Genomic DNA, 20,215 nt, shown 5'->3' on the forward strand with positions numbered 1-20,215 from the left:
CGCCGACTCCCTCCCGTCGTGGGCCACCGCCGCGAACGATGCCGGCGCCGCTCCGGCCGACACGACGGTGGAGGGTGAGATCTACCTGCCGCTGCGTGACCAGGCGGGCGCCGAGGCGCTCGCGAAGCAGGTGTCGAACCCGGCCATCGCCGGCTACCGCAAGGCAGTCGCCCCGGCGCAGTGGATCGGGCGCTTCTCGCCGACGCAGGCCGACTCGGACGCCGTGGTCAGCTTCCTGACGACCGCGGGGCTCACCATCACCGCGGTGCCCGCCAGCCGCCAGTACGTGGTGTTCCGCGGGACGCCCGACCAGATCGGCTCGATCTTCGGCACCTCCCTCCACTCGTTCAACTACGCCGGGCACCAGCTGATCGCTCCGGCGACGGCGCCGTCGCTGCCCGCCTCGATCGGCACGAAGGTGTCGGGCGTCAGCGTCGAGCAGTCGCGCACCCTGACCCGCCCGGACTCGATCCAGCAGGGCGATCTCGGCTCCTCCGGTGAGCCGCAGCTGTCGCGCAAGGTCGCCGCCGCTCCGGTGGTCGACACCCCCTGCTCGCACTACTTCGGCGAGAACACGGTGACCGTCCCCGCCGCCTACAACGGCCAGACGAAGTACAGCACCTACAACTGCGGCTACACCCCGCAGCAGCTGCGCAGCGCCTACGGCCTGAGCGACCTCAGCAAGCGCGGCGTGAACGGCTCCGGTCAGACGGTCGCGATCATCGACGCATACGCCAGCCCCACCATCGTGAAGGACGTCAACTCCTACTCCGCCCAGAACGGGGAGCCGGGGCTGACCAACTCGTCGTACCAGCAGCTGGTGCCGAAGCCGTCCGACTTCACCGACCAGGCGCTGTGCCAGTACCCCAGCGGCTGGCAGGGCGAGCAGACCCTCGACGTCGAGTCGGTGCACGCGATCGCTCCGGGAGCGCGCATCCTCTACGTCGGCGGCACCGACTGCAGCGGCGGCCTGGATGTCGCGATGTCCAAGATCCTCGACAACAAGCTCGCGACCATCGTGAGCAACAGCTACGGGAACGTGGGCGAGGCCGTCCCGGCCGACGTGATCCAGGGCGAGGTCAACCTGCAGCTGCAGGCGGCCGGCGAGGGCATCGGCCTCTACTTCTCGAGCGGTGACAACGGTGACGAGGTCGCGAACCTCGGCTACGCGTCCCCCGACTTCCCGGCCTCCTCGCCGTGGGTCACCTCGGTGGGCGGCACGAGCATGGCGATCGACAAGAACGGCAAGATCGCCTTCGAGACCGGCTGGGGCGACACCGTCGACCAGATCGTGAAGAACGCCGACGGCTCGCTGAGCTACGCGGAACCGCTGCCGGGCAGCCGATTCGTCGGGGGTGCGGGAGGCGGCACGAGCGCCGTCTTCGCGCAGCCGGACTACCAGCGTGGCATCGTGCCGGCGGCCCTGGCCGCGGGCAAGCGCGTCTCGCCCGACGTCTCGGCTCTGGCCGACCCGTACACCGGGTTCCTGATCGGTCTGCGGCCGATCGTGGACGACGACACCCTCGCGACCGGCGACTACATCAACGAGACATACGGCGGCACCTCGCTCGCCTCGCCGATCGTGGCCGCGCAGATCGCGATCGTGCAGCAGTCGACGCACACGACGATCGGGTTCGCCAACCCGACGCTGTACGCGGTCAAGCGGGTTCTGCCGGGCAGCTTCCGCGACGTGCTGCCGCAGAACCCGACGCAGGCGGTCGCCTACACGAGCAAGACCAGCGGCAACAGCTTCCTGGTCTCGTTCGATCAGGACACCACGCTGAAGACGGCCAAGGGCTACGACCCCGTGACCGGCCTCGGCGACGTGTCGTTCGACCTGCTCAGCCTGGTGGCGCAGGGCCGCCACTGATCGCAGGAGCTCCGACTGGACCGGCCGTCCCACACCCCCGGGGACGGCCGGTCCCCTCTGTCCGGACTCCTCGGGCCGCGGACCGGCTAGCCTGGTCGCGTGACCGTCACCATCCGTCCCGCCCGCACGGACGACGCCGCTGCGCTCGCGTCCGTCGCCGCCGTGACCTTCCCGCTCGCCTGCCCGCCGCACACGTCGGAGGAGGCCAAGGCGCACTTCATCGCGACCGTGCTGTCGACCGAACGGTTCGCCGAGTACGTCGCCGATCCCGCCCGCCGCGTGCTCATCGCGGAGGACGAGACCGGGGAGGCGATCGGCTACACGATGGTGATCGTGGGCGAGCCGTCCGACGAGGACGTGCGCCGCGCCATCCGGGTGCGCCCGACCGCCGAGCTCAGCAAGTGCTACGTGCTCCCCGGCCACCACGGCGAGGGTGTCGCCGGCCGGTTGATGGCCGAGAGCGTCACGGCCGCCGCGGACGCCGGAGCCGAGGGGATGTGGCTCGGCGTCAACGAGGAGAACGCCCGCGCGCAGCGCTTCTACGGCAAGCACGGCTTCGAGCACGTGGGGTCGAAGCGCTTCCTGGTCGGCGAGCGGTGGGAGGACGACTGGGTGATGGAGCGCAGCCCGATCTCCTGACGCGCACGACCGACGGGTGCGCTACCCCTCGGCGATCTTGAGCACGACCTTGCCGCGGGTGTGGCCGCTCTCGACGGCCCGATGGGCCTCGGCGATCTGCTCGAGCGCGTAGATCTGGTCGACGTGCACGCGGACGTTGCCCGCCTCGAGCAGGCGCGAGATCACCCCGAGCGTGTTGCCGTCGGGAGCGACGCGGTAGTGGGTGCCGCGCACACCGGCCGCGGCGATCTCGTCCTCGAACCCGGGCCAGCTCCCGGTCGGGGCGTTGATGATCAGGCCGCCGGGGCGCAGGACGCTCAGCGAGCGGGACCCGGTGTCGTCGTGCACGTTCCCGACCAGGTCGATCACCACATCCACCTCCTGCACCGCGTCCTCGAACCGCGTGGAGGTGTAGTCGACGACCTCTGCGGCGCCGAGTGAGCGCAGCCACGACGCGTGGGAGCCGGAGGCGGTCGCGATCACGTGGGCCCCGAAGTAGGAGGCGAACTGCACGGCGAAGTGCCCGACGCCTCCGCTGCCCGCATGGATGAGCATCCGCTGGCCCTCGTGTGCCTTGGCGACCTCGACGACCATGCCCCACGCGGTGAGCGCGGCGAGGGGCGCGGCGGCGGCCTCGATGTGGGAGAGGGTGGAGGGTTTGCGCACGACGCTGAGGCTCGGCACCGAGATGTACTCGGCGTAGCTTCCCCCGAACCGCGGCACCATGACCATCCCGAAGACCTCGTCGCCCGGGCGGAGGGGATGGGCGCTGTAGGGCGACTCGACGACCACCCCGCTGAAGTCGTGCCCGAGCACCGCCGGGAAGGAGTGGATCGCGTCGAACACCCCGCGACCGGCGCGCGTCTTCGCGTCGAGGGGGTTCACGCCGGCGGCGACGACCTTGACCAGGAACTCGGCGTTGACGCGATCGGGGGAGGCCGTGTCGCCGATGCGCAGGGACTCCGGGCCGCCCGCCGCATCCAGGAGTGCGGCCCGCATGGTCTTCGGCATTCGTCGTCCCCTCGTCGGTCGCCCTCCACTGGCGCGATCAGCTGATCCCAGTCAATCCCGGGATTGCGTCACCGGTGTTACGCCGGGGTCACCACGTGTGAACACTCTGTTTCGGATACCCCCAGGACGTTTCCAGCGAGGGTCGCGTTAGGATGCTTCGACCCGAACCCGAGGAGCCAGCGTGCAGCGATTCCTGCGCATCGTGCGCCAGCCCTTCGCCGTGCCTCCGCTCGCCCGCGGGTGGGAGCGCGCTGTGCCGATCCTGCTCGCGATCGGCACCGTCGCGGTGCTCGGCGGACTCACGATCATCTGGGCCGCGCGGCTCACGGTCGAGCGCGCGGTCTACGTGAGCGAGCTGGGCGCGGAGGGTGCTCCGACCGCGGGGATGTTCCGGGTCGCGCTGCTGCTCGTCGCCGCCGGCGGGTTCTCGATCGCGCTCGCGAGCGGGCACGTGCGCTCCCGCGTGCGCCTGCTCGACCGCTGGGCCCCCGCTCTCAGCCTCGGCTTCGCCGCGATCTGCTTCGTGGTCGCCTCGCAGGTGACGTGCACCGCGAACTGCCCGGTGCCGATCGCCGATCCCCGGTCGACGGTGCAGGACCTGACCCACACCGTCTCCGCCGTGCTGGGCTTCGCCGCCGCCTGCTACGCGATGCTGCAGGTCGCGTTCGCCGCGCGGCTGCCACGGGTCGCGCGGTTCTCGCTGGTGAGCTGCGTCGCCGTCGCCGCCATCACGATCGTCGGCGGGATGCTGGCGATCGTCCATGTCGCCACGGACGTCGGGGCCTGGCTGGAGCTGATCGGCACGACGGTGGCGATCGCGTGGATCGCCGTGTTCGCCCTCGCGCTCAGTAGAGGGTGGCGACCGGCTCGGGAGCGCGAGCAGGAACAGGCGCAGGTGCAGGAGCGGCAGCCGGCGCGCTGACCGGCGTGGCCGTCGCCTGGCGGAGCAGCTCGATGAGGTCGCCGGCGAGGCCGACCAGTTTGGCGATCTCGGCGTCGTCGCGGTCGACCCAGCGGCACTCGGGCTCGTCGTGCAGGGGCACGAAGCCGTCGTGCTGCTCCCAGACGAAGAGCGTGCGCTCGGCGCCGAGCACGTACTGCTGCCACCAGATCTGACGCAGGTAGCTGCGCGGGATGCTGCGGAAGGGCTTGTTGGTGGTCTTGATCTCGCAGAGCTCGATGCGCTCGTCGGAGCGCACCGCGAGACCGTCCGGGGTCGCGAGATGGCGGCGGTCCCGCTCGGCGTGGAAGAGGGCGTCCGAGGGCTGGATGCCGTGGGTGGCGGCCACCCAGGCGGCGATCTCCGGCTCCCGCACGCGGCCGTGCTGCGTGTACGAGTTGCCGGAGAAGCCGGTCCCGTGCAGCTTGTCGTACACCGCGGCGCGCAACGAGCGCGGCGTCGAGAGCTTGGCGACATCGGTCGCGGTGATGCCGCGGCTGCGCGCCCGCAGCCAGCCGACGCGATCGCTGGAGCGCGCGACGACGCGGGCGAGGTGACCGGTCTGGCCCGGGACCGCGGGGATCACCGGGACGGGAGCCGGTGCGGCGGCCCGCACAGGGCCGCGGCCCGCCAGCGCGACCGGCCGGTAGAGGTCGGCGGAGCGGGCCTGGGCGGGGTCGAGCACCCCTCCATTGTGCCTCGCTCCGGCGACGCCCGCTGTCAGCCCACGCCCGCCGCGCCGAGCTGGCGGCGGGCCTCGTCGATCGTGGCGAGCGTCGAGACGGCCTCATCGAGTGAGTGGAGGGGCGACTCGGTACGGCCTTCTGCGACGTAGCGGGCGAGCGCGGCGCCTTCGTACGACATCCCCTGCCGGTGCGGTCGGCCGTACGCGTCGCGCCAGTGGGCGGCGAGGGAGCCGTCGGCGCGGTGGACGCGCAGACCGCTCGGTCCCCAGAACGGCGCATCCGTCTCGATCCGCCCGGCCGATCCGCTGATCGTGGCCAGCGAGGGGGTGCCCGCCCGCAGCGTCGTGCTGAGCAGCGCCTGCGCTCCCGAGACCGTGCTGAGCACCAGGGCGGCCTGCTCGTCGACGCCGGTGGGCGCGAGGGATCCGCTGGCGATGATGCCCGCCGGCGCACCCAGAGCGAAGGACGCCCACGAGACGACGTACACACCGAGGTCGAGGAGGGCGCCGCCGGCCAGGGCCGGGTTCCAGAGCCGCCCGGCCGGGTCGTAGGTCGCGTTGCCGCCGAAGTCCGCCGTGACGACGCGCACCTCACCGAGGGCGCCGTCCTCCAGCAGCTGCCGGGCGATGTCGGTCTGCGGCAGGTAGCGCGTCCACATCGCCTCCATCGCGAACACGCCGGCCTCCCGCGCCGCGACGACGATGCGGCGCGCCTGGTCGGCGGTCGCGGCCATCGGCTTCTCGATGAGCACGTGCTTGCCCGCGGCGATGGCGAGCAGCGCGTGCTCGAGGTGCTCGCTGTGCGGCGTCGCGACATAGACGACATCGACGCCGGGGTCGCCGACGAGCGCCTCGTACGAGCCGTGCGCCCGCTCGACGCCGTGCTCAGCGGCGAAGGCCGCGGCCCGCTCGGCGGAGCGGGATCCGCAGGCGACGACCCGCTGCGTCGTGTGGGCGTGGAGCGCCTTCGTGAAGTCGGCGGCGATCACGCCCGGCCCCAGCACGCCCCACCGCAGCGCGGGCGCATCAGCAGGATCAGGATGCCGCGGCCCAGGAAGCGCAAAAAGCTCGTCCGTCATCCCCCCAGTCTGCCCTGCCTCCCCGCGCCCTGCCTCCCCGCCCCATGGCGAAGCCGCCGAGCACAGGAAAAGTGCGCTGTCCCGATCGGAAACAGCGCACTTTTCCTGTGCTCGGCGGCTAGCGGCGGGACTAGATGGGTTGGGGGTTGGAGACGGCGGGGGCGGTGCGGGGGCCGGGGGCGGGGGCGGCCCAGTGCACGCCGTTGGCGAGCACGCGGCGCACCTGGGGGTGGAAGTAGACCGGGTACTCCTGGTCGCCGGGGGAGAAGTAGAAGATCTTCCCGCGGCCACGGGTGAAGGTCACGCCCGAGCGGAACACCTCCCCGCCGGTGAAGGAGCTGATGAAGACCAGGTCGTCGGGCGTCGGGATGTCGAAGAACTCCCCGTACATCTCCTGCGCCTCGATCACGATCGGCTGCTCGACCCCGGCGGCGATGGGATGCGTCGGGTTCACGTTCCACACCAGCTCGCGCTCGCCGCCCTCGGGGTTGCGCCAGCGCAGGGAGCAGGTGGTGCCGAGCATCCGGATGAAGATCTTCGAGAAGTGGCCCGAGTGCAGGACGATGAGGCCCATCCCGCCGAGCACGTGCTCGCGCACGCGCTCCACGACCTCGTCGGCGACCTGGTCGTGGGCGATGTGACCCCACCAGAGCAGCACGTCGGTCTCGGCGAGCACGGCCTCGCTCAGGCCGTGCTCGGGATCGGCGAGGGTCGCGGTGCGCACGACGACCTCTTCGCCGAGCAGGTCGCGGAGGCCCTCGGCGATGGCGCCGTGGATGCCCTCCGGGTAGATCGCGGCGATCGCGGGCTGGGTCGTCTCGTGGACGCCCTCGTTCCAGACGGTGACGCGCAGTGCGGCCATGGTTCAGGCTCCCTTCGTGGCGACGCTCGTGTCGGCGGTGTCGGTGGTGCTCGAGTCGGCGGTGCCGACGGTGGCGGGCTGCAGCCGCACCTCGGCCCCCTGTGCGGCGGACGCGTACGCGGCGTCGATCACCCGCGCGCGGTCGAGGGCGAGGGAACCGTCCCAGCGGGACCAGTTCGCCTCGTCGGCGACGTGCTCCAGGAACGTCTCCACGACGGCGAGGTGGCCGCGCCCGGCGTCGGCGGCGACGCGGACGTCTGCCGTCTCCTCGCCGTCGCCGGTGAAGATGGTCAGCTCGCCCGCGGGGGCGTAGTCGACGACGCGCAGGTCCGCGCCGCCCTCGGTGCCGTACAGGGTGATGCCGAACTCGTCGCCGGCGGGGCGGTAGGCGGCCCAGCTCGTCTCCAGGACGATGGAGCCGCCGCCCTCGAGGCGCAGCAGGACGCTCGCGAGGTCCTCCACCTCGTAGGCGGAGCCGACCAGCTGCTTGTCCGACGACGAGCCGCCGCGACCCCGGACGCCGAGCTCGGAGTGGGTGACCGCCGAGACGGCGACGACCTGCGGCTCGCCGAAGAGGTGGAGCGCGTAGTCGAGGACGTGCACGCCGATGTCGATGAGCGGGCCGCCGCCGGCCATCTCGCGGTTCGTGAACCAGCTGCCGAGCGCGGGGATGCCGGCTCGCCGCAGCCAGGTGGCGCGGGCGTGGTACGGCCGGCCGATCTGCCCGGCGTCGATGGCCGCCTTGAGAGCCTCGATGTCGCCGCGGCGGCGGTGGTTGAACGCGACCTCGAGCACGCGGCCCGAGCGGTGCGCGGCGTCGACCATCGTCTGCGCCTCGGCCGCGGTGCGGGCGATCGGCTTCTCGCTGAGCACGTGGATGCCCGCATCCAGCGCCCCGACGGTGATCGGCGCGTGCAGGAAGGTGGGGACGGCGACGCTCACGACGTCGAGGTCGCCGTCGGCGACGAGGTCCTTCCAATCCGCGTAGCGGCGCTCGACGCCGTACTTCTCGCCGAGCGCGGCGCGGGGCTCGTCCTCCATGCCGGCGATGGCGACGAGCTCGACGCCGGGAAGGGTGGCGTACGCCTCCATGTGCTGCTGACCGGCCCAGCCCAGGCCGATCACGCCGGCGCGCAGGGGTCGACCGGCAGCGGCGCCGGAGGAGAGGGATTCGGTGGTCACGAGGTTCCTTTCAGGGGTGGGATGGAGCGGATCGAATCGATTCGATGATCGAGGCGGGGGTCGAAGGGACAGGGGAGGGGTCAGCGCGAGAGTGCGCGCACCGCCCGGGGATCGGGATCGAGCACGTGCTGGATCACCATGATCGCCGCGCCGATCACGCCGCCGGTCTCGCCGGAGCGGGACTCGGTGATCGTCAGGTGCTGGGTGGCCAGCGGCGTCGACCGCTGGTAGACGACCTCCCGCACCCCGGCGAGCAGCTGCTCGCCGACACGGGAGAGGCCCCCGCCGACGATGACCATCGACGGGTTGAGGAGGTTGACGCAGGTCGCCACGACCTCGCCGAGATCGCGTCCGGCCTGGCGGATGGCCTCCTGGACGAGCGGATTGCCGGTGCGCGCGAGGTCGACGACGTCGTCGGTCGTCTCGGCCGGGATGCCCGCCGCTGTGAGCGCGCGGGCGATGGCCGGGCCGCTGGCGAGGGCTTCGAGGTCCGCATCCTGAGCGCCGTGGCTCGGGGTGTCCGCGCCGAACGGAACGCGCACGTGACCGAGGTCGCCGGCCGAGCCCTGGGCGCCGCGCTGGAGCCGGCCGCCGCTGATCAGGCCGGCGCCGATACCGGTCGCGACCTTCACGAACAGCAGGTCCGTCTGCTCGGGCCAGACGCGCGCGTGCTCGCCGAGGGCGAGGAGGTTCACGTCGTTGTCGACCAGAACGGGCACCTCGAAGACGCGCTGGACGTACGCGGGGATGTCGAAGCGGTCCCAGCCGGGCATGATCGGCGGGTTGACCGGCAGTCCGGTCGAGTGCTCCACCGGGCCGGGCACGCCGATCCCGATGCCGACCAGGTCGTCGAGCGGGCGTCCGCTCTCGCCGTAGAGGCGCCGCGCGCTCTCGAGGGCCCAGTCGAGCACGGACTCGGGTCCGTCGGCGATGCGGATGCGCTGGGATTCCCGGGCGAGGATGTCGCCGGCGAGATCGGCCAGTGCGACCACGGCGTGGGTCGCGCCCAGGTCGATCGCGACCACGACGCGCGACGACGGGTTGAAGCGCACCCGCGCGGGCGGGCGGCCTCCGGTCGACACGTCGTCGCCGGCCGGCGCGATGAGGCCGGATGCGGTGAGCGCATCGATGCGCACCGCGACGGTCGAGCGCGCGAGGCCGGTGAGCTCGGCGAGCTGCGCGCGCGTTCGCGGGACTCCGTCGCGCAGGATCGCCAGCAGATCGGCGGCGTCCGTCGCGACCAGCCCCGTCTCGCGCGCGGTGTCGGTCATGCGGTCATTGAACCACACGCGCCGCCCGGCATCCAAAGGTTGTGCACGATCCGTCGACTTTTGATTGACATCCGACAGAAGTCTCGGTTGAATGGACCCGTCGCCATCCGGCGGCATCCATCCGCACCACCACTCGACGAGGAGCACTGTGTCGACGTCAAAACTCTCCGTGCAGCTCTATACGGTCCGCGAGCTGCTGACCGAGGACACGGTCGGCACTCTGCGCCGCATCGCTGACATCGGCTTCACCCAGGTGGAGCCGTTCGCCTTCCTCGAGTTCGGCGACGCGCTCCGCGACGGCCTCGCCGAGGCGGGACTCACGGCCCCCACCACGCACCAGGGCTTCATCGGCGGCGACCTCGACCAGGTCTTCGGCGCCGCGCAGGCCCTCGGCATCCAGACGGTCATCGACCCGTTCGTCGCTCCGGAGCGCTGGCAGACGGCCGACGACGTCGCCGCGATCGCCGACCAGCTCAACGAGGCGGCCGAGGTCGCCGCCCGCTACGGCGTCCGCGCCGGGTACCACAACCACGCGCACGAGATCGAGAGCACGATCGAGGGCACCACCGCCCTCCAGTTCTTCGCCGGCAAGCTGGCGCCGGAGGTCGTGCTCGAGATCGACACGTACTGGGTCGCCGTCGGGGGGGAGGACCCGCTCACGCTGCTCCCCGCGCTCGGCGACCGCGTCGTCGCCCTGCACATCAAGGACGGCCCCGGCACCACGGAGACGAAGGACCAGGTCGCCGTCGGCCAGGGCTCGCTCCCGATCGCCGACATCATCGCCGCCGCGCCCGACGCCCTGCGCGTCGTGGAGCTGGACGACTCGCGCGGCGACCGCTTCCAGGCCGTCGCCGACAGCTTCGCCTTCCTCACCGCCGAGGGCCTCGCGTGAGCGCCGGACGGGTGGGCGTCGGCGTCATCGGCGCGGGCGTGATCAGCAACGAGTACCTGGGCAACCTCACCTCGTTCCCCGACCTCGAGGTGCGCTTCGTCGCCGACATCGACCAGGAGCGCGCTCGTGCGCAGGCCGACAAGTACGGCGTCCCGGGCGCCGGCTCCGTGGAGGAGCTGCTGGCCGACGACGGCATCGAGATCGTCGTCAACCTCACCATCCCGAAGGTGCACGTGGAGGTGGCGCTGCAGGCGCTCGCCGCGGGCAAGCACGTGTGGAGCGAGAAGCCGTTCGCGCTCGACCGCGCCACCGGGCAGGAGCTGCTCGACACCGCGAACGCCCGCGGACTGCGCGTGGCCACCGCGCCGGACACCTTCCTCGGCGCGGGCATCCAGTCCGCCCGCCGCCTGCTCGAGAGCGGACGCATCGGCGCTCCGCTCACGGCGCTCACGCTGATGCAGTCGCCGGGCCCGGAGTCGTGGCACCCCAACCCGGACTTCCTGTTCCAGGAGGGCGCGGGCCCGCTGTTCGATATCGGCCCGTACTACCTCACCGCGCTCGTGCAGCTCTTCGGTCCGGTCGCCCGCGTGGCCGCCGTGGCGTCGAAGTCGCGCGAGACCCGCGTCATCGGCTCGGGCCCGCGCGCAGGCGAGGAGTTCGCCGTGACGGTGCCGACGCACGTCAGCGCCCTCTACCAGTTCGAGAGCGGGCAGACCGCGCAGGCGATCTTCAGCTTCGACTCCAAGCTCGGCCGCACGCTCTTCGAGGTCGCCGGCGTCGAGGGCACCGTCGAGGTCCCCGACCCGAACACGTTCACGGGCGAGCTGCGCATCCACGGCGCCGAGGGCGAGGAGACGGTCGCCTCGACCGGTTCGACGTCGTCCCGCGGTACCGGCGTCGTCGAACTGGCCCGCGCTATCCGCGCCGGTGTGCCCGAGCGCGCCTCGGGCGAGCAGGCGTTCCACGTGCTCGACGTGATGGTCGCGACCATCGAGGCCGGGGAGTCCGGCGTCCCGGTGGAGGTCGCGAGCACCGTGCAGGTGGCTCCCGCCCTCCCCGAGGACTGGGACCCGCGAGCGGCGACGCTGGCGTAGCCGGCGCGGAGACGGGAGGACGTGACTGTGGGAGATGCGACGAACGGCGGCTTGACCCGCCGCGACGAGAGCCGGGCGGGCGAACGCCTCCGGGTCGCCATCGTGGGCGGCGGCTTCATGGCCGAGGTGCACACCCGGGCCGCGCGTGCGGCCCGAGCCGACCTGGCCGGGATCGTGTCGTCGACGCCGGAGAAGTCGGCGGCCGCGGCGGAGCGCCTGGGCGTCGCCCGCGCCTACGGCTCGCTCGACGAGCTGCTCGCGGACGACAGCATCGACGTGGTGCACGTCACCACGCCGAACGCGCTCCACGCGAAGCAGGCGGGCGCGGTCCTCGCCGCCGGCAAGCACGTCATCTGCGAGAAGCCGCTGGCCACCGCCACCGCCGACGCGGAGGAGCTGGTGCGCGCCGCCGAGGGCCGCGTGGCCACCGTGCCGTTCATCTACCGCTTCCACCCGCTGGTGCGGGAGGCGCGCCACCGCTTCGCCTCCGGGCAGGCCGGCCGCGTGCTCAGCATCAACGCCTCTTACCTCCAGGACTGGCTGCTGGGCTCGGGTGACGACAACTGGCGGGTGGACTCGGCGCAGGGCGGCCGCTCGCGCGCATTCGCCGACATCGGATCCCACCTCGTCGACCTCGTCGAGTTCGTGTCGGGGGATCGGGTCTCGCGCGTCTCCGCCACCAAGCGGACGGTCTTCGCCGAGCGGGCGTCGCACTCCGCGATCACCACGGAGGACGCCGTCGCGGTGGTCGTCGAGACCGTGGGCGGTGCGCTCGGCACCCTCCTCGTCTCGCAGGTCGCCCCCGGCCGCAAGAACAAGCTCTGGCTCGAGATCGCCGGCACCGCCGAGAGCGTGGCCTTCGACCAGGAGCAGCCCGAGACGCTGTGGGTCGGCCGCCGGGCGGGCAGCCTCCTCATCCCGCGCGACGGCGACCAGCTGAGCGCGGACGCCGCCCGGCTGTGCGTGGTCCCCTCGGGTCACCCGCAGGGCTACCAGGACGCGTTCAACGCGTTCATCGCCGACAGCTACGCAGCGGTCGCCGGGGAGAGCCCCGACGGCCTGCCGCGCTTCACCGACGGCCTGCGGGCCGTGCGGATCACCGACGCCGTGCTCGACTCCGCCGAGGCGGGCACCTGGATCGAATTGGGAACGGAACGATGACGGATCAGAACGAGTCGGGGCGCACCCACCCGGTCACCCTCTTCACCGGCCAGTGGGCCGACCTCACGCTCGAGGAGGTGGCGAAGCTCGCGAGCGGGTGGGGCTACGACGGCCTCGAGATCGCCGCGTCGGGGGAGCACCTCGACGTCTGGCGCGCGGCCGAGGACGACGCGTACCTGCAGGGGCGCCTCGACATCCTGGACAAGTACGGGCTCAAGGTGTGGGCGATCTCCAACCACCTTAAGGGCCAGGCCGTCTGCGACGACCCGATCGACTTCCGCCACCAGGCGATCGTCGGCTCGAAGGTCTGGGGCGACGGCGAGCCGGAGGGCGTGCGGCAGCGCGCCGCCGAAGAGCTGAAGCTCACCGCGAAGGTCGCGCGCAAGCTCGGCGTGGACACGGTCGTCGGCTTCACCGGGTCGAAGATCTGGCCGTACGTCGCCCAGTTCCCGCCCGTCCCCGCCTCCGTCATCGACGCCGGCTACCAGGACTTCGCCGACCGGTGGAACCCCATCCTCGACGTGTTCGACGGCGAGGGCGTGCGGTTCGCCCACGAGGTGCACCCGTCCGAGATCGCGTACGACTACTGGTCGAGTGTCCGGTCGCTGGAGGCCATCGACCACCGCGAGGCGTTCGGCTTCAACTGGGACCCGTCGCACATGATGTGGCAGGACATCGACCCGGTCGGCTTCATCGTCGACTTCCAGGACCGCATCTACCACGTGGACTGCAAGGACACCCGCCTGCGCCCCCGCAACGGCCGCGCCGGCGTGCTGGGCTCGCACCTGCCGTGGGGCGACCCGCGCCGCGGCTGGGACTTCGTCTCGACCGGGCACGGCGACGTGCCGTGGGAGGACTCCTTCCGCGCGCTCGAGTCGATCGGCTACACCGGCCCCATCTCCATCGAGTGGGAGGACGCCGGCATGGACCGCCTGCACGGCGCGAAGGAGGCCGTCGGCTACATCCGCTCGCTGCTCTGGAAGCAGCCGACCGCCTCGTTCGACGCCGCGTTCAGCAACCAGGACTGAGGCGGCCGCGGCCGCGGTGTCACCCCGGATGGCTAGGCTCGACTCGTGAGTACGGAGAGCATCATCCGGGGTGAGGACTGGTACGGGCGCGACCTCGACGGGGTGGAGTTCACCGACGTCGAGTTCGTGGACGTCGACATGACGGAGCTGCGCTCCTCGGGCGCCACCTTCACCCGATGCACGTTCCGGTCGGTGCGGTTCAACGTGAGCGAGCACACCGACTCGGCGTTCGTGAACTGCAGCTTCCAGGGCTGCAACTTCTTCGACACGACCTTCCGGCGCTGCAAGCTGACCGGCAGCACGTTCCACTCCTGCGACTTCGCGCTGCTCAAAGTGGAGGGCGGCAACTGGGGCTTCACCGGCCTCTCGCGCGCCGAACTGCGGGGCGCGGAGTTCCGCGGGGTGCGCCTCCGGGAAGCCGACCTGGGCGAGGCGCGCTGCGCCGAGTCCCGGTTCGACGGGTGCGACCTCTCGGGCGCGACGCTCACCGGTGCCGACTTCACCGCCGCCTCCCTCGTCGGCAGCGACCTCACCGGGGTCGACCCGGCCGACGTCCTCCTGCGCGGCGCCACGATCGACGAACGCCAGGCCGTCGTGCTCGCCGAGGCCCTCGGGATGCTCGTGGTCCCGACTCCCACCGCCACGTGATTCGTGCCGAATGGCGACTTAGCGGAGCGCTAAGTCGACATTCGGCACGAATGTGGCCGGGTTAGGCGGCCTCTTTGACCTGGCCGTGCTTGATGTGGAGGCGGCGCTGGGCGCGCTTCGCGACCGCGCTGTCGTGGGTCACGATCACGAGGGTGAGGCCGCGGTCGCGCCAGAGACCCTCCAGCAGGTCCATGATCTCGTCGCGGGTCTCCTCGTCGAGGTTGCCGGTCGGCTCGTCGGCGAGCAGCACGTCCGGGTTCTTCACCAGGGCGCGCGCGATCGCGACGCGCTGCTGCTGACCGCCGGAGAGCTCCGACGGCAGGTGGGTGCCGCGGTCGCCGAGGCCGACGGAGGCGAGGGCCTCCGCCGCACGGCGCTTGCGCTCCTCCGCGCTCACCTTCAGCGGGGCGAGTGCGGTCTCCACGTTCTCCTGCGCCGTCAGCGTTGGGATGAGGTTGAACCCCTGGAAGACGAAGCCGATCTCGTTCGCGCGGATGCCGGTGAGCTTGCCATCGCCGAGCTTCGACAGACTCGACGGCCCGAGCTCGACCGATCCCGTGGTGGGGCGGTCGAGGGCGCCGAGCATCTGCAGCAGCGTCGACTTGCCGCCGCCGGTGGGGCCCTGGATGGCGACGAGCTGGCCGTCCGGGATTTCGAGGGTGACGTCCTTGAGGGCGACGACCTCGCGCTTGGACTGGGTGTACTTCTTGGTGACGTTCGTGAGGGTGTACACGGGTGCTCCTTGGGGCGATGGGGTCAGGCGACCGAGCGGAGGGCGGCGGCGGGGCGGAGGCGCGAGGCACGCCAGCCGCCGATCGCACCGGCGATCAGGCCGCCGAGGACAGCGAGGCCGACCGCGCCGAGGATGATCCAGAGGGTGATGGGGGCGTGGAGGGCGATCTCGCTGGTCGAGGCCGCCGCCTGCCGTGCGCCGGCGAAGCCGCCGCCCGCACCGCCGAAGCCGCCTCCGGCACCGCCGAAGCCGCCTCCCGGTGCGTTGGTCGCCGCCGTGCCGACGGCTCCCGCACCGCGACCCGCGGCGTCGGCGACACCGGTCCGGGTGTTGACGCTGCCGGTGAGGGTCGGGGAGACCAGGTTCACGATGAGGACGCCGAGGAGTCCGACGGCCACGCCGATGATGCCGCCGATGACGCCCTGCACGACCGACTCGCCCGCGACCTGCCCGACGATGCGGCCGTTGGACCAGCCGATCGCCTTGAGGGTGCCGAACTCGCGGGTGCGGCGGGTGACGCCGGAGATCGTGAACAGGATGGCGATGAGGAACGCCGCGGCGAGCACGATGAGCGAGAGCCAGGTGCCGAGGTTCGAGATCAGGCTCCCCGCGCTCCCGAGCGAGCCGGAGACGTCGGAGGCGAGGTCGGCCTGGGTGCTGACGGTCGCGGTCGGGAGCGCCTTCGTCAGATCGGTCTTGATCTGCGAGATGTCGCTGGAGGAGGCCGCCGTCACGTAGACGGAGGAGATCTTGCCCGTCTGGCCCGAGAGGGTCTGCGCGACGTCGAGGGGGATGTAGGCGTTGGAGGCGGTGGTCGAGTCGGAGCCCGTGGCCGCGACGACGCCGATGACGCTGAAGTCGGTGCCGCCGATGGTGACGGTGTCGCCGACGGCCTTGCTGGCCGACTTCGCGTAGGCGGAGTCGAGCACGACGACGTCCTTGCCGGCGTCCGCCTTCGTGAAGGTGCGGCCCGAGGTCAGGGTGACCGACGCGAGCGGGCCGACCGACTTGCCGGCCGGGTCGAGTCCGAGCACGCTGAACGAGTCGACGTTGAACGAGCTCCCGCCGGCGCCGTCCGCGCCTCCCGTCGGGGCGGGGGAGGGGACGGTCGCCGCGCTGCCGCCGGTCCCGCCGGCCTGGCGCTCCTGGCGCAGCTGCTGGAAGTCGGGGAGGGTGCCGCTGAAGCTGGTGTTCGTCAGCGAGAGCACCGCGGCCGCGGCGGAGACGTTCTGCACCTTCTGCACGGTCGTCAGGGCCGAGTCCGCCATCACGGTGGCGCCGCGGGTCGGCTCGAGGCGGGAGGTGTTGACGCTGCGGCTGCCGCCGGCGTCCGTCCCGGCGTTGGCGCCGAAGTCGAAGCGTCCGCCGCCGCCCGGCTGGCCGGTCGCGGTGGCGGCCGTCGCGGGCTCGCTGACGGTGATGTCGGTGCCGACGCCGTAGACGGACTGGAGGACGCTGGCCTGCGCGTCCTTCACTCCGGCGGAGACCGCGTTGACGATGATCACGAGGGCGATCGCGAGGGCCATGCCGATCGCGATGATGATCGTCTGCTTGCGACGGTTGAGGAGTTCCCGTCGCAGATATGTGCCGAACATGTGGGCTTCCAAACTGAGCTGTGGTCCGATGATGACGGGGGGACGCTAGGTCCGGCCCCTTTCGGGCGCTTATGCCGTTGCTATGTTTTCGCTGAAGATGTGAGGGATCGAAGCTCTCAGACTGCTCATAGGTTTCGCATAGCCAGCGCGAAGACCCCTCCTCATAATGGGAAAGGTGACCATCAACGCCCGCGCCGCCTCCAGCGCCTCCAGCCAGCCCCGTTCCCTTCTGCGCCGTGCGGACGGCAGCTCCATCCGCGTGCTCGTCGTCGACGACGAGTCCACGCTGACGGATCTGCTGGCGATGGCGCTGCACTACGAGGACTGGGAGGTGAAGACCGCGGCCAACGGCCAGCAGGCGCTGCAGCTCTCGCGCGAGTTCAAGCCGGATGTGGTGGTGCTCGACATCATGCTCCCCGACATCGACGGGCTGCAGGTGCTCTCGCGCATGCGCGCCGACGGCAACGAAGCGCCCGTGCTCTTCCTCACCGCGAAGGACTCCCTCGACGACCGCATCGCCGGCCTCACCGCCGGAGGTGACGACTACGTGACGAAGCCGTTCAGCCTGGAGGAGCTGGTGGCGCGTCTGCGGGGCTTGCTGCGCCGGTCGCGCGCGGCGGTGGCGGACCAGGACGACCCGGTGCTGATCGTGGGCGACCTCGTGCTGGACGAGGACAGCTACGAGGTGCACCGCGATGGCGAGCCCATCCAGCTCACCGCGACGGAGTTCGAGCTGCTGCGCTTCCTGATGCGCAACCCGCGGCGCGTGCTCAGCAAGGCGCAGATCCTGGACCGGGTCTGGAGCTACGACTTCGGCGGCTCCTCCAGCGTGGTCGAGCTGTACATCTCCTACCTGCGCAAGAAGATCGACGCCGGACGCCCCGCGATGATCCACACCGTGCGCGGGGCCGGCTACATGGTGAAGGCAGCGCAATGACCACAGCCCGCACTGCGGGCGCACCGGACTCCGGCGGGGGACACAGCTGGTTCCACCGCATCCGCCCGTTTCGCTCGTGGACGCTCCGCAGCCGCGTGGTGCTCGTCGTGGTGGCGATGCTCGCAGTGCTCGGCGCGGTGATCGGGACGGTCAGCGTGCTGTCGCTGCAGAGCTATCTGATGACCCGGCTCGACGCGCAGCTCTCGAGCGCGCTCGAGCGGGGCCAGCACGCGGCGGACCGCATCAACGGGACGGGGCCGACGAGCGTCGACACCGCCGGGGTCGTGCAGGCGCCCGGTCAGCCGACGGGAACGCTCGGCGCCGTGCGGAGCGCGAGCGGAGGTCTGCTCTTCCCGCCGGTGATCCTCGCCGACCGCCCGACGGACTCGGCGCCGAACCAACCGCTCGCGCCGAAGCCCGTGACGATCAACGGGCTCGCGCTGCTCACCATCCCATCGGACAGCAGACCGCACACCGTCGATCTCGGCTCGGCGCTGGGCAGCTACCGGATCGCGGCCGCGCAGCTCGAGAACGGCGACAGCGTCATCATCGGACTCCCGCTGAGCGATGTGAACGCGACCGTCGCCCAGCTCACGCTCGTGATCGTCCTCGTGACCCTCGCGGGCCTGATCTTCGCCTTCCTGCTGGCGAGCTTCATCGTGCGGCTCGCGATGAAGCCTCTGGAGCGGGTGACCGGCACCGCCGAGCAGGTCGCGAGCATGCCGCTCGACCGCGGCGACGTCGCTCTCTCCGTCCGCGTGCCGGAGGCCGACACCGACCCGCACACAGAGGTGGGCAAGGTGGGCTCCGCGCTCAACCGGATGCTCGGCCACGTCGCCTCCGCCCTGACCGCGCGCCAGGCGAGCGAGCAGAAGGTGCGCCAGTTCGTCGCCGACGCCAGCCACGAGCTGCGCACCCCCCTCGCCTCCATCCGCGGCTATGCCGAGCTGACCCGGCGCGCACCCCACGAGCTTCCGGCCGACGTGACGCGCTCGCTCGGCCGGATCGAGTCGGAGGCGACGCGCATGACCTCGCTCGTCGAGGACCTGCTGCTGCTCGCCCGGCTCGACGAGGGCCGCGAGCTCGACCAGGACCCGGTCGACCTCTCCCTGCTGCTCATCGACGCCCTCAGCGACGCGCACGCCGCCGGCCCCGATCACCGCTGGCGCATCCTCGTTCCCGAGGAGCCGGTGGAGGTCGTGGGCGACGCCCCGCGTCTGCACCAGGTGGTGACGAACCTCCTCGCGAACGCGCGCGTGCACACGCCGGAGGGCACCGTCGTCACGGCGGCGCTCGCCGTCGACCGCGAGGCCGGCCGGGCGATCGTCACCGTCGAGGACAACGGCCCCGGCATCCCGGAGGAGCTCCAGTCCACTCTGTTCGAGCGGTTCGCCCGCGGCGACACCTCCCGCAACCGCGCCACCGGGTCGACGGGCCTCGGCCTCGCGATCGTGCAGGCCGTCGTCGAGGCGCACGGCGGCGACGTGTCGGTGCGCAGCGAGCCGGGCGACACCGTGTTCACGGTGAGCCTGCCCCTCGTGGAGGGCGACGACGCGTCGGCCGAGCCCGTGGCCATGCTGGAGCCGGACGAGGTGGAGGCTGACGAGGTCGAGTCGGCGGAGGCCGAAGCCGACGCGGTGGAAGCCGGGGCGGTGGAGGCCGACGCGGTCGAGGCCGACGAGGTCGAGTCGGCACCGGGAACGGAGCGGCCGTGACCGGCCCGGCGACCATCGCCGCGACACCGTACGGTCCCGCCTCCGCCCCACCCCTGGTGTTCCTGCGCGGCCTGCCCGCGCTGCCGCACGCCCCGCGCGGGATCGACGCCTTCACCGAGCGCCTCTCCCTCCGCGGCACGGACGGCCACCGGGTCTACGCCCTCGGCCGCCCCGACACCCTGGGCGGCGCGACGACCATGCCCGAGATCGCCGACATCTACGCGCGCACCCTCCGGCGTCGGCTCGGTGCGCCGGTCCCGGTGCTGGCGACCTCCACCGGCGCGAGCATCGCGCTCCAGCTGGCCGCCGATCATCCCGAGCTCGTCAGCGCGCTCGTCATCGTCTCGGGCGCCGGCCGTCTCGGCGACGAAGGGCGGCTGCTGCAGCGGCGCTACGCCGACCAGGTGGAGGCGGGGGACCGGCGCGCGGACGCCGAGCTCGCTCTGGCGACCCTCGACTTCTTCGGCGCCGGGCCGATGCTGCGCGCGGTGACGCCGTTCCTGACCCCGCCCGAGGACGTCCCGACGCTCGTGCCGCTCGTACGGGCCGAGGACGCCTTCGACGTCGTCGACCGGGCGCACCGGATCACGGCGCCCACCCTGTTCCACTGCGGCGACCACGACGCGTTCTACCCGCCGGAGGTCGTGCGCGCGACGGCGGGCCGCATCCCGGACGCCCGGGTCGTCATCCATCGCCGGTGCGCACACGGGGAGGTCGTGCTGCGGCCGGCCTACGGCGCCTCCGTCCGCGCGTTCCTGCACCGCCACCGCTGACGATTTGCGCGGCGGCGACCCGATCGCGTACCCTGGATGAAGCCAAAGACCGCTGGTCACCGTGTTCGCACGGAGAGAAGATCCACTCAGGTGGGCGCCCGCGCAGGTGTATGAAGCAAGA

At 71.9% G+C, this 20,215-nt stretch carries 19 protein-coding genes; 11 read left to right on the top strand and 8 right to left on the bottom strand.

Annotated elements, in window-relative coordinates:
* On the top strand, positions 1–1,870 hold a 1,870-nt coding region (locus BGO91_RS11920), incomplete at its 5' end, for a S53 family peptidase (protein ID WP_290472969.1).
* A 99-nt stretch (positions 1,871–1,969) separates the two neighbouring features.
* The gene (locus BGO91_RS11925) at positions 1,970–2,509 is read left to right on the top strand and encodes a GNAT family N-acetyltransferase (protein WP_290472970.1); all 540 of its coding nucleotides are present in this window, start codon (positions 1,970–1,972) and stop codon (positions 2,507–2,509) included.
* Between the two features lie 21 nt (positions 2,510–2,530).
* Here the strand turns inward: BGO91_RS11925 and BGO91_RS11930 are convergent, their stop codons facing one another.
* Positions 2,531–3,499, bottom strand: coding sequence for an NADP-dependent oxidoreductase (locus BGO91_RS11930; protein WP_290472971.1), 969 nt, complete (start codon positions 3,497–3,499; stop codon positions 2,531–2,533).
* A 181-nt stretch (positions 3,500–3,680) separates the two neighbouring features.
* Between BGO91_RS11930 and BGO91_RS11935 the strand changes: the two genes are divergently transcribed.
* Positions 3,681–4,421 carry a DUF998 domain-containing protein gene (locus BGO91_RS11935; RefSeq protein ID WP_290472972.1) on the top strand — a complete coding sequence of 247 codons (741 nt, stop codon included), beginning with the start codon at positions 3,681–3,683 and terminating at the stop codon, positions 4,419–4,421.
* Here the strand turns inward: BGO91_RS11935 and BGO91_RS11940 are convergent.
* From BGO91_RS11940 to BGO91_RS11960, 5 genes are all read right to left on the bottom strand, one after another.
* A complete protein-coding gene (locus tag BGO91_RS11940) occupies positions 4,345–5,025 on the bottom strand; it encodes a YqaJ viral recombinase family protein (RefSeq protein WP_290473140.1) in 681 nt (226 codons plus the stop codon). The genes BGO91_RS11935 and BGO91_RS11940 overlap by 77 nt on opposite strands.
* 134 nt (positions 5,026–5,159) lie before the next feature.
* A complete protein-coding gene (locus BGO91_RS11945) occupies positions 5,160–6,203 on the bottom strand; it encodes a Gfo/Idh/MocA family oxidoreductase (protein ID WP_290472973.1) in 1,044 nt (347 codons plus the stop codon).
* A 130-nt stretch (positions 6,204–6,333) separates the two neighbouring features.
* Positions 6,334–7,065, bottom strand: coding sequence for a ThuA domain-containing protein (locus tag BGO91_RS11950; protein ID WP_290472974.1), 732 nt, complete (start codon positions 7,063–7,065; stop codon positions 6,334–6,336).
* A gap of 3 nt (positions 7,066–7,068) precedes the next feature.
* A complete protein-coding gene (locus BGO91_RS11955) occupies positions 7,069–8,247 on the bottom strand; it encodes a Gfo/Idh/MocA family oxidoreductase (protein ID WP_290472975.1) in 1,179 nt (392 codons plus the stop codon).
* Between the two features lie 80 nt (positions 8,248–8,327).
* Positions 8,328–9,518: an ROK family transcriptional regulator gene (locus BGO91_RS11960; protein ID WP_290472976.1), complete on the bottom strand. Its 1,191-nt coding sequence runs from the start codon at positions 9,516–9,518 to the stop codon at positions 8,328–8,330.
* Between the two features lie 169 nt (positions 9,519–9,687).
* On the opposite strand from BGO91_RS11960, the gene BGO91_RS11965 reads away from it, so the two are divergent.
* Genes BGO91_RS11965 through BGO91_RS11985 form a run of 5 tightly spaced genes read left to right on the top strand, consistent with a single transcriptional unit; the run spans position 9,688 to position 14,341 of the window.
* A complete protein-coding gene (locus tag BGO91_RS11965; protein WP_290473141.1) occupies positions 9,688–10,410 on the top strand; it encodes a sugar phosphate isomerase/epimerase in 723 nt (240 codons plus the stop codon).
* Positions 10,407–11,504 (top strand): Gfo/Idh/MocA family oxidoreductase, encoded by a 1,098-nt coding sequence (locus tag BGO91_RS11970; RefSeq protein WP_290472977.1) that lies wholly within the window; start codon positions 10,407–10,409, stop codon positions 11,502–11,504. Before BGO91_RS11965 ends, BGO91_RS11970 begins: the two co-directional genes overlap by 4 nt.
* A gap of 27 nt (positions 11,505–11,531) precedes the next feature.
* On the top strand, positions 11,532–12,665 hold the full coding sequence (locus BGO91_RS11975) for a Gfo/Idh/MocA family oxidoreductase (RefSeq protein ID WP_290473142.1): 1,134 nt from the start codon (positions 11,532–11,534) through the stop codon (positions 12,663–12,665).
* Positions 12,662–13,693 carry a sugar phosphate isomerase/epimerase gene (locus BGO91_RS11980; protein ID WP_290472978.1) on the top strand — a complete coding sequence of 344 codons (1,032 nt, stop codon included), beginning with the start codon at positions 12,662–12,664 and terminating at the stop codon, positions 13,691–13,693. The genes BGO91_RS11975 and BGO91_RS11980 overlap by 4 nt, the downstream gene beginning before the upstream one ends.
* 45 nt (positions 13,694–13,738) lie before the next feature.
* On the top strand, positions 13,739–14,341 hold the full coding sequence (locus BGO91_RS11985) for a pentapeptide repeat-containing protein (RefSeq protein WP_290472979.1): 603 nt from the start codon (positions 13,739–13,741) through the stop codon (positions 14,339–14,341).
* Positions 14,342–14,402: 61 nt separating this feature from the next.
* Here BGO91_RS11985 and BGO91_RS11990 read toward each other — a convergent pair whose 3' ends face one another.
* Both BGO91_RS11990 and BGO91_RS11995 read right to left on the bottom strand, forming a co-directional pair.
* Positions 14,403–15,074, bottom strand: coding sequence for an ABC transporter ATP-binding protein (locus BGO91_RS11990; protein WP_290472980.1), 672 nt, complete (start codon positions 15,072–15,074; stop codon positions 14,403–14,405).
* 23 nt (positions 15,075–15,097) lie between these two features.
* Positions 15,098–16,669 carry an ABC transporter permease gene (locus BGO91_RS11995; RefSeq protein WP_290472981.1) on the bottom strand — a complete coding sequence of 524 codons (1,572 nt, stop codon included), beginning with the start codon at positions 16,667–16,669 and terminating at the stop codon, positions 15,098–15,100.
* Positions 16,670–16,835: 166 nt separating this feature from the next.
* On the opposite strand from BGO91_RS11995, the gene BGO91_RS12000 reads away from it, so the two are divergent.
* Genes BGO91_RS12000 through BGO91_RS12010 form a run of 3 tightly spaced genes read left to right on the top strand, consistent with a single transcriptional unit; the run spans position 16,836 to position 20,094 of the window.
* Positions 16,836–17,606 (top strand): response regulator transcription factor, encoded by a 771-nt coding sequence (locus BGO91_RS12000; protein WP_290472982.1) that lies wholly within the window; start codon positions 16,836–16,838, stop codon positions 17,604–17,606.
* On the top strand, positions 17,603–19,321 hold the full coding sequence (locus BGO91_RS12005) for a HAMP domain-containing sensor histidine kinase (protein ID WP_290472983.1): 1,719 nt from the start codon (positions 17,603–17,605) through the stop codon (positions 19,319–19,321). Before BGO91_RS12000 ends, BGO91_RS12005 begins: the two co-directional genes overlap by 4 nt.
* Positions 19,318–20,094 carry an alpha/beta fold hydrolase gene (locus tag BGO91_RS12010; protein ID WP_290472984.1) on the top strand — a complete coding sequence of 259 codons (777 nt, stop codon included), beginning with the start codon at positions 19,318–19,320 and terminating at the stop codon, positions 20,092–20,094. Before BGO91_RS12005 ends, BGO91_RS12010 begins: the two co-directional genes overlap by 4 nt.
* Positions 20,095–20,215: the final 121 nt, after the last annotated feature.

Origin of the sequence: Leifsonia sp. 71-9, from assembly GCF_001898805.1 — a bacterium.
GTDB lineage: Bacteria > Actinomycetota > Actinomycetes > Actinomycetales > Microbacteriaceae > Leifsonia.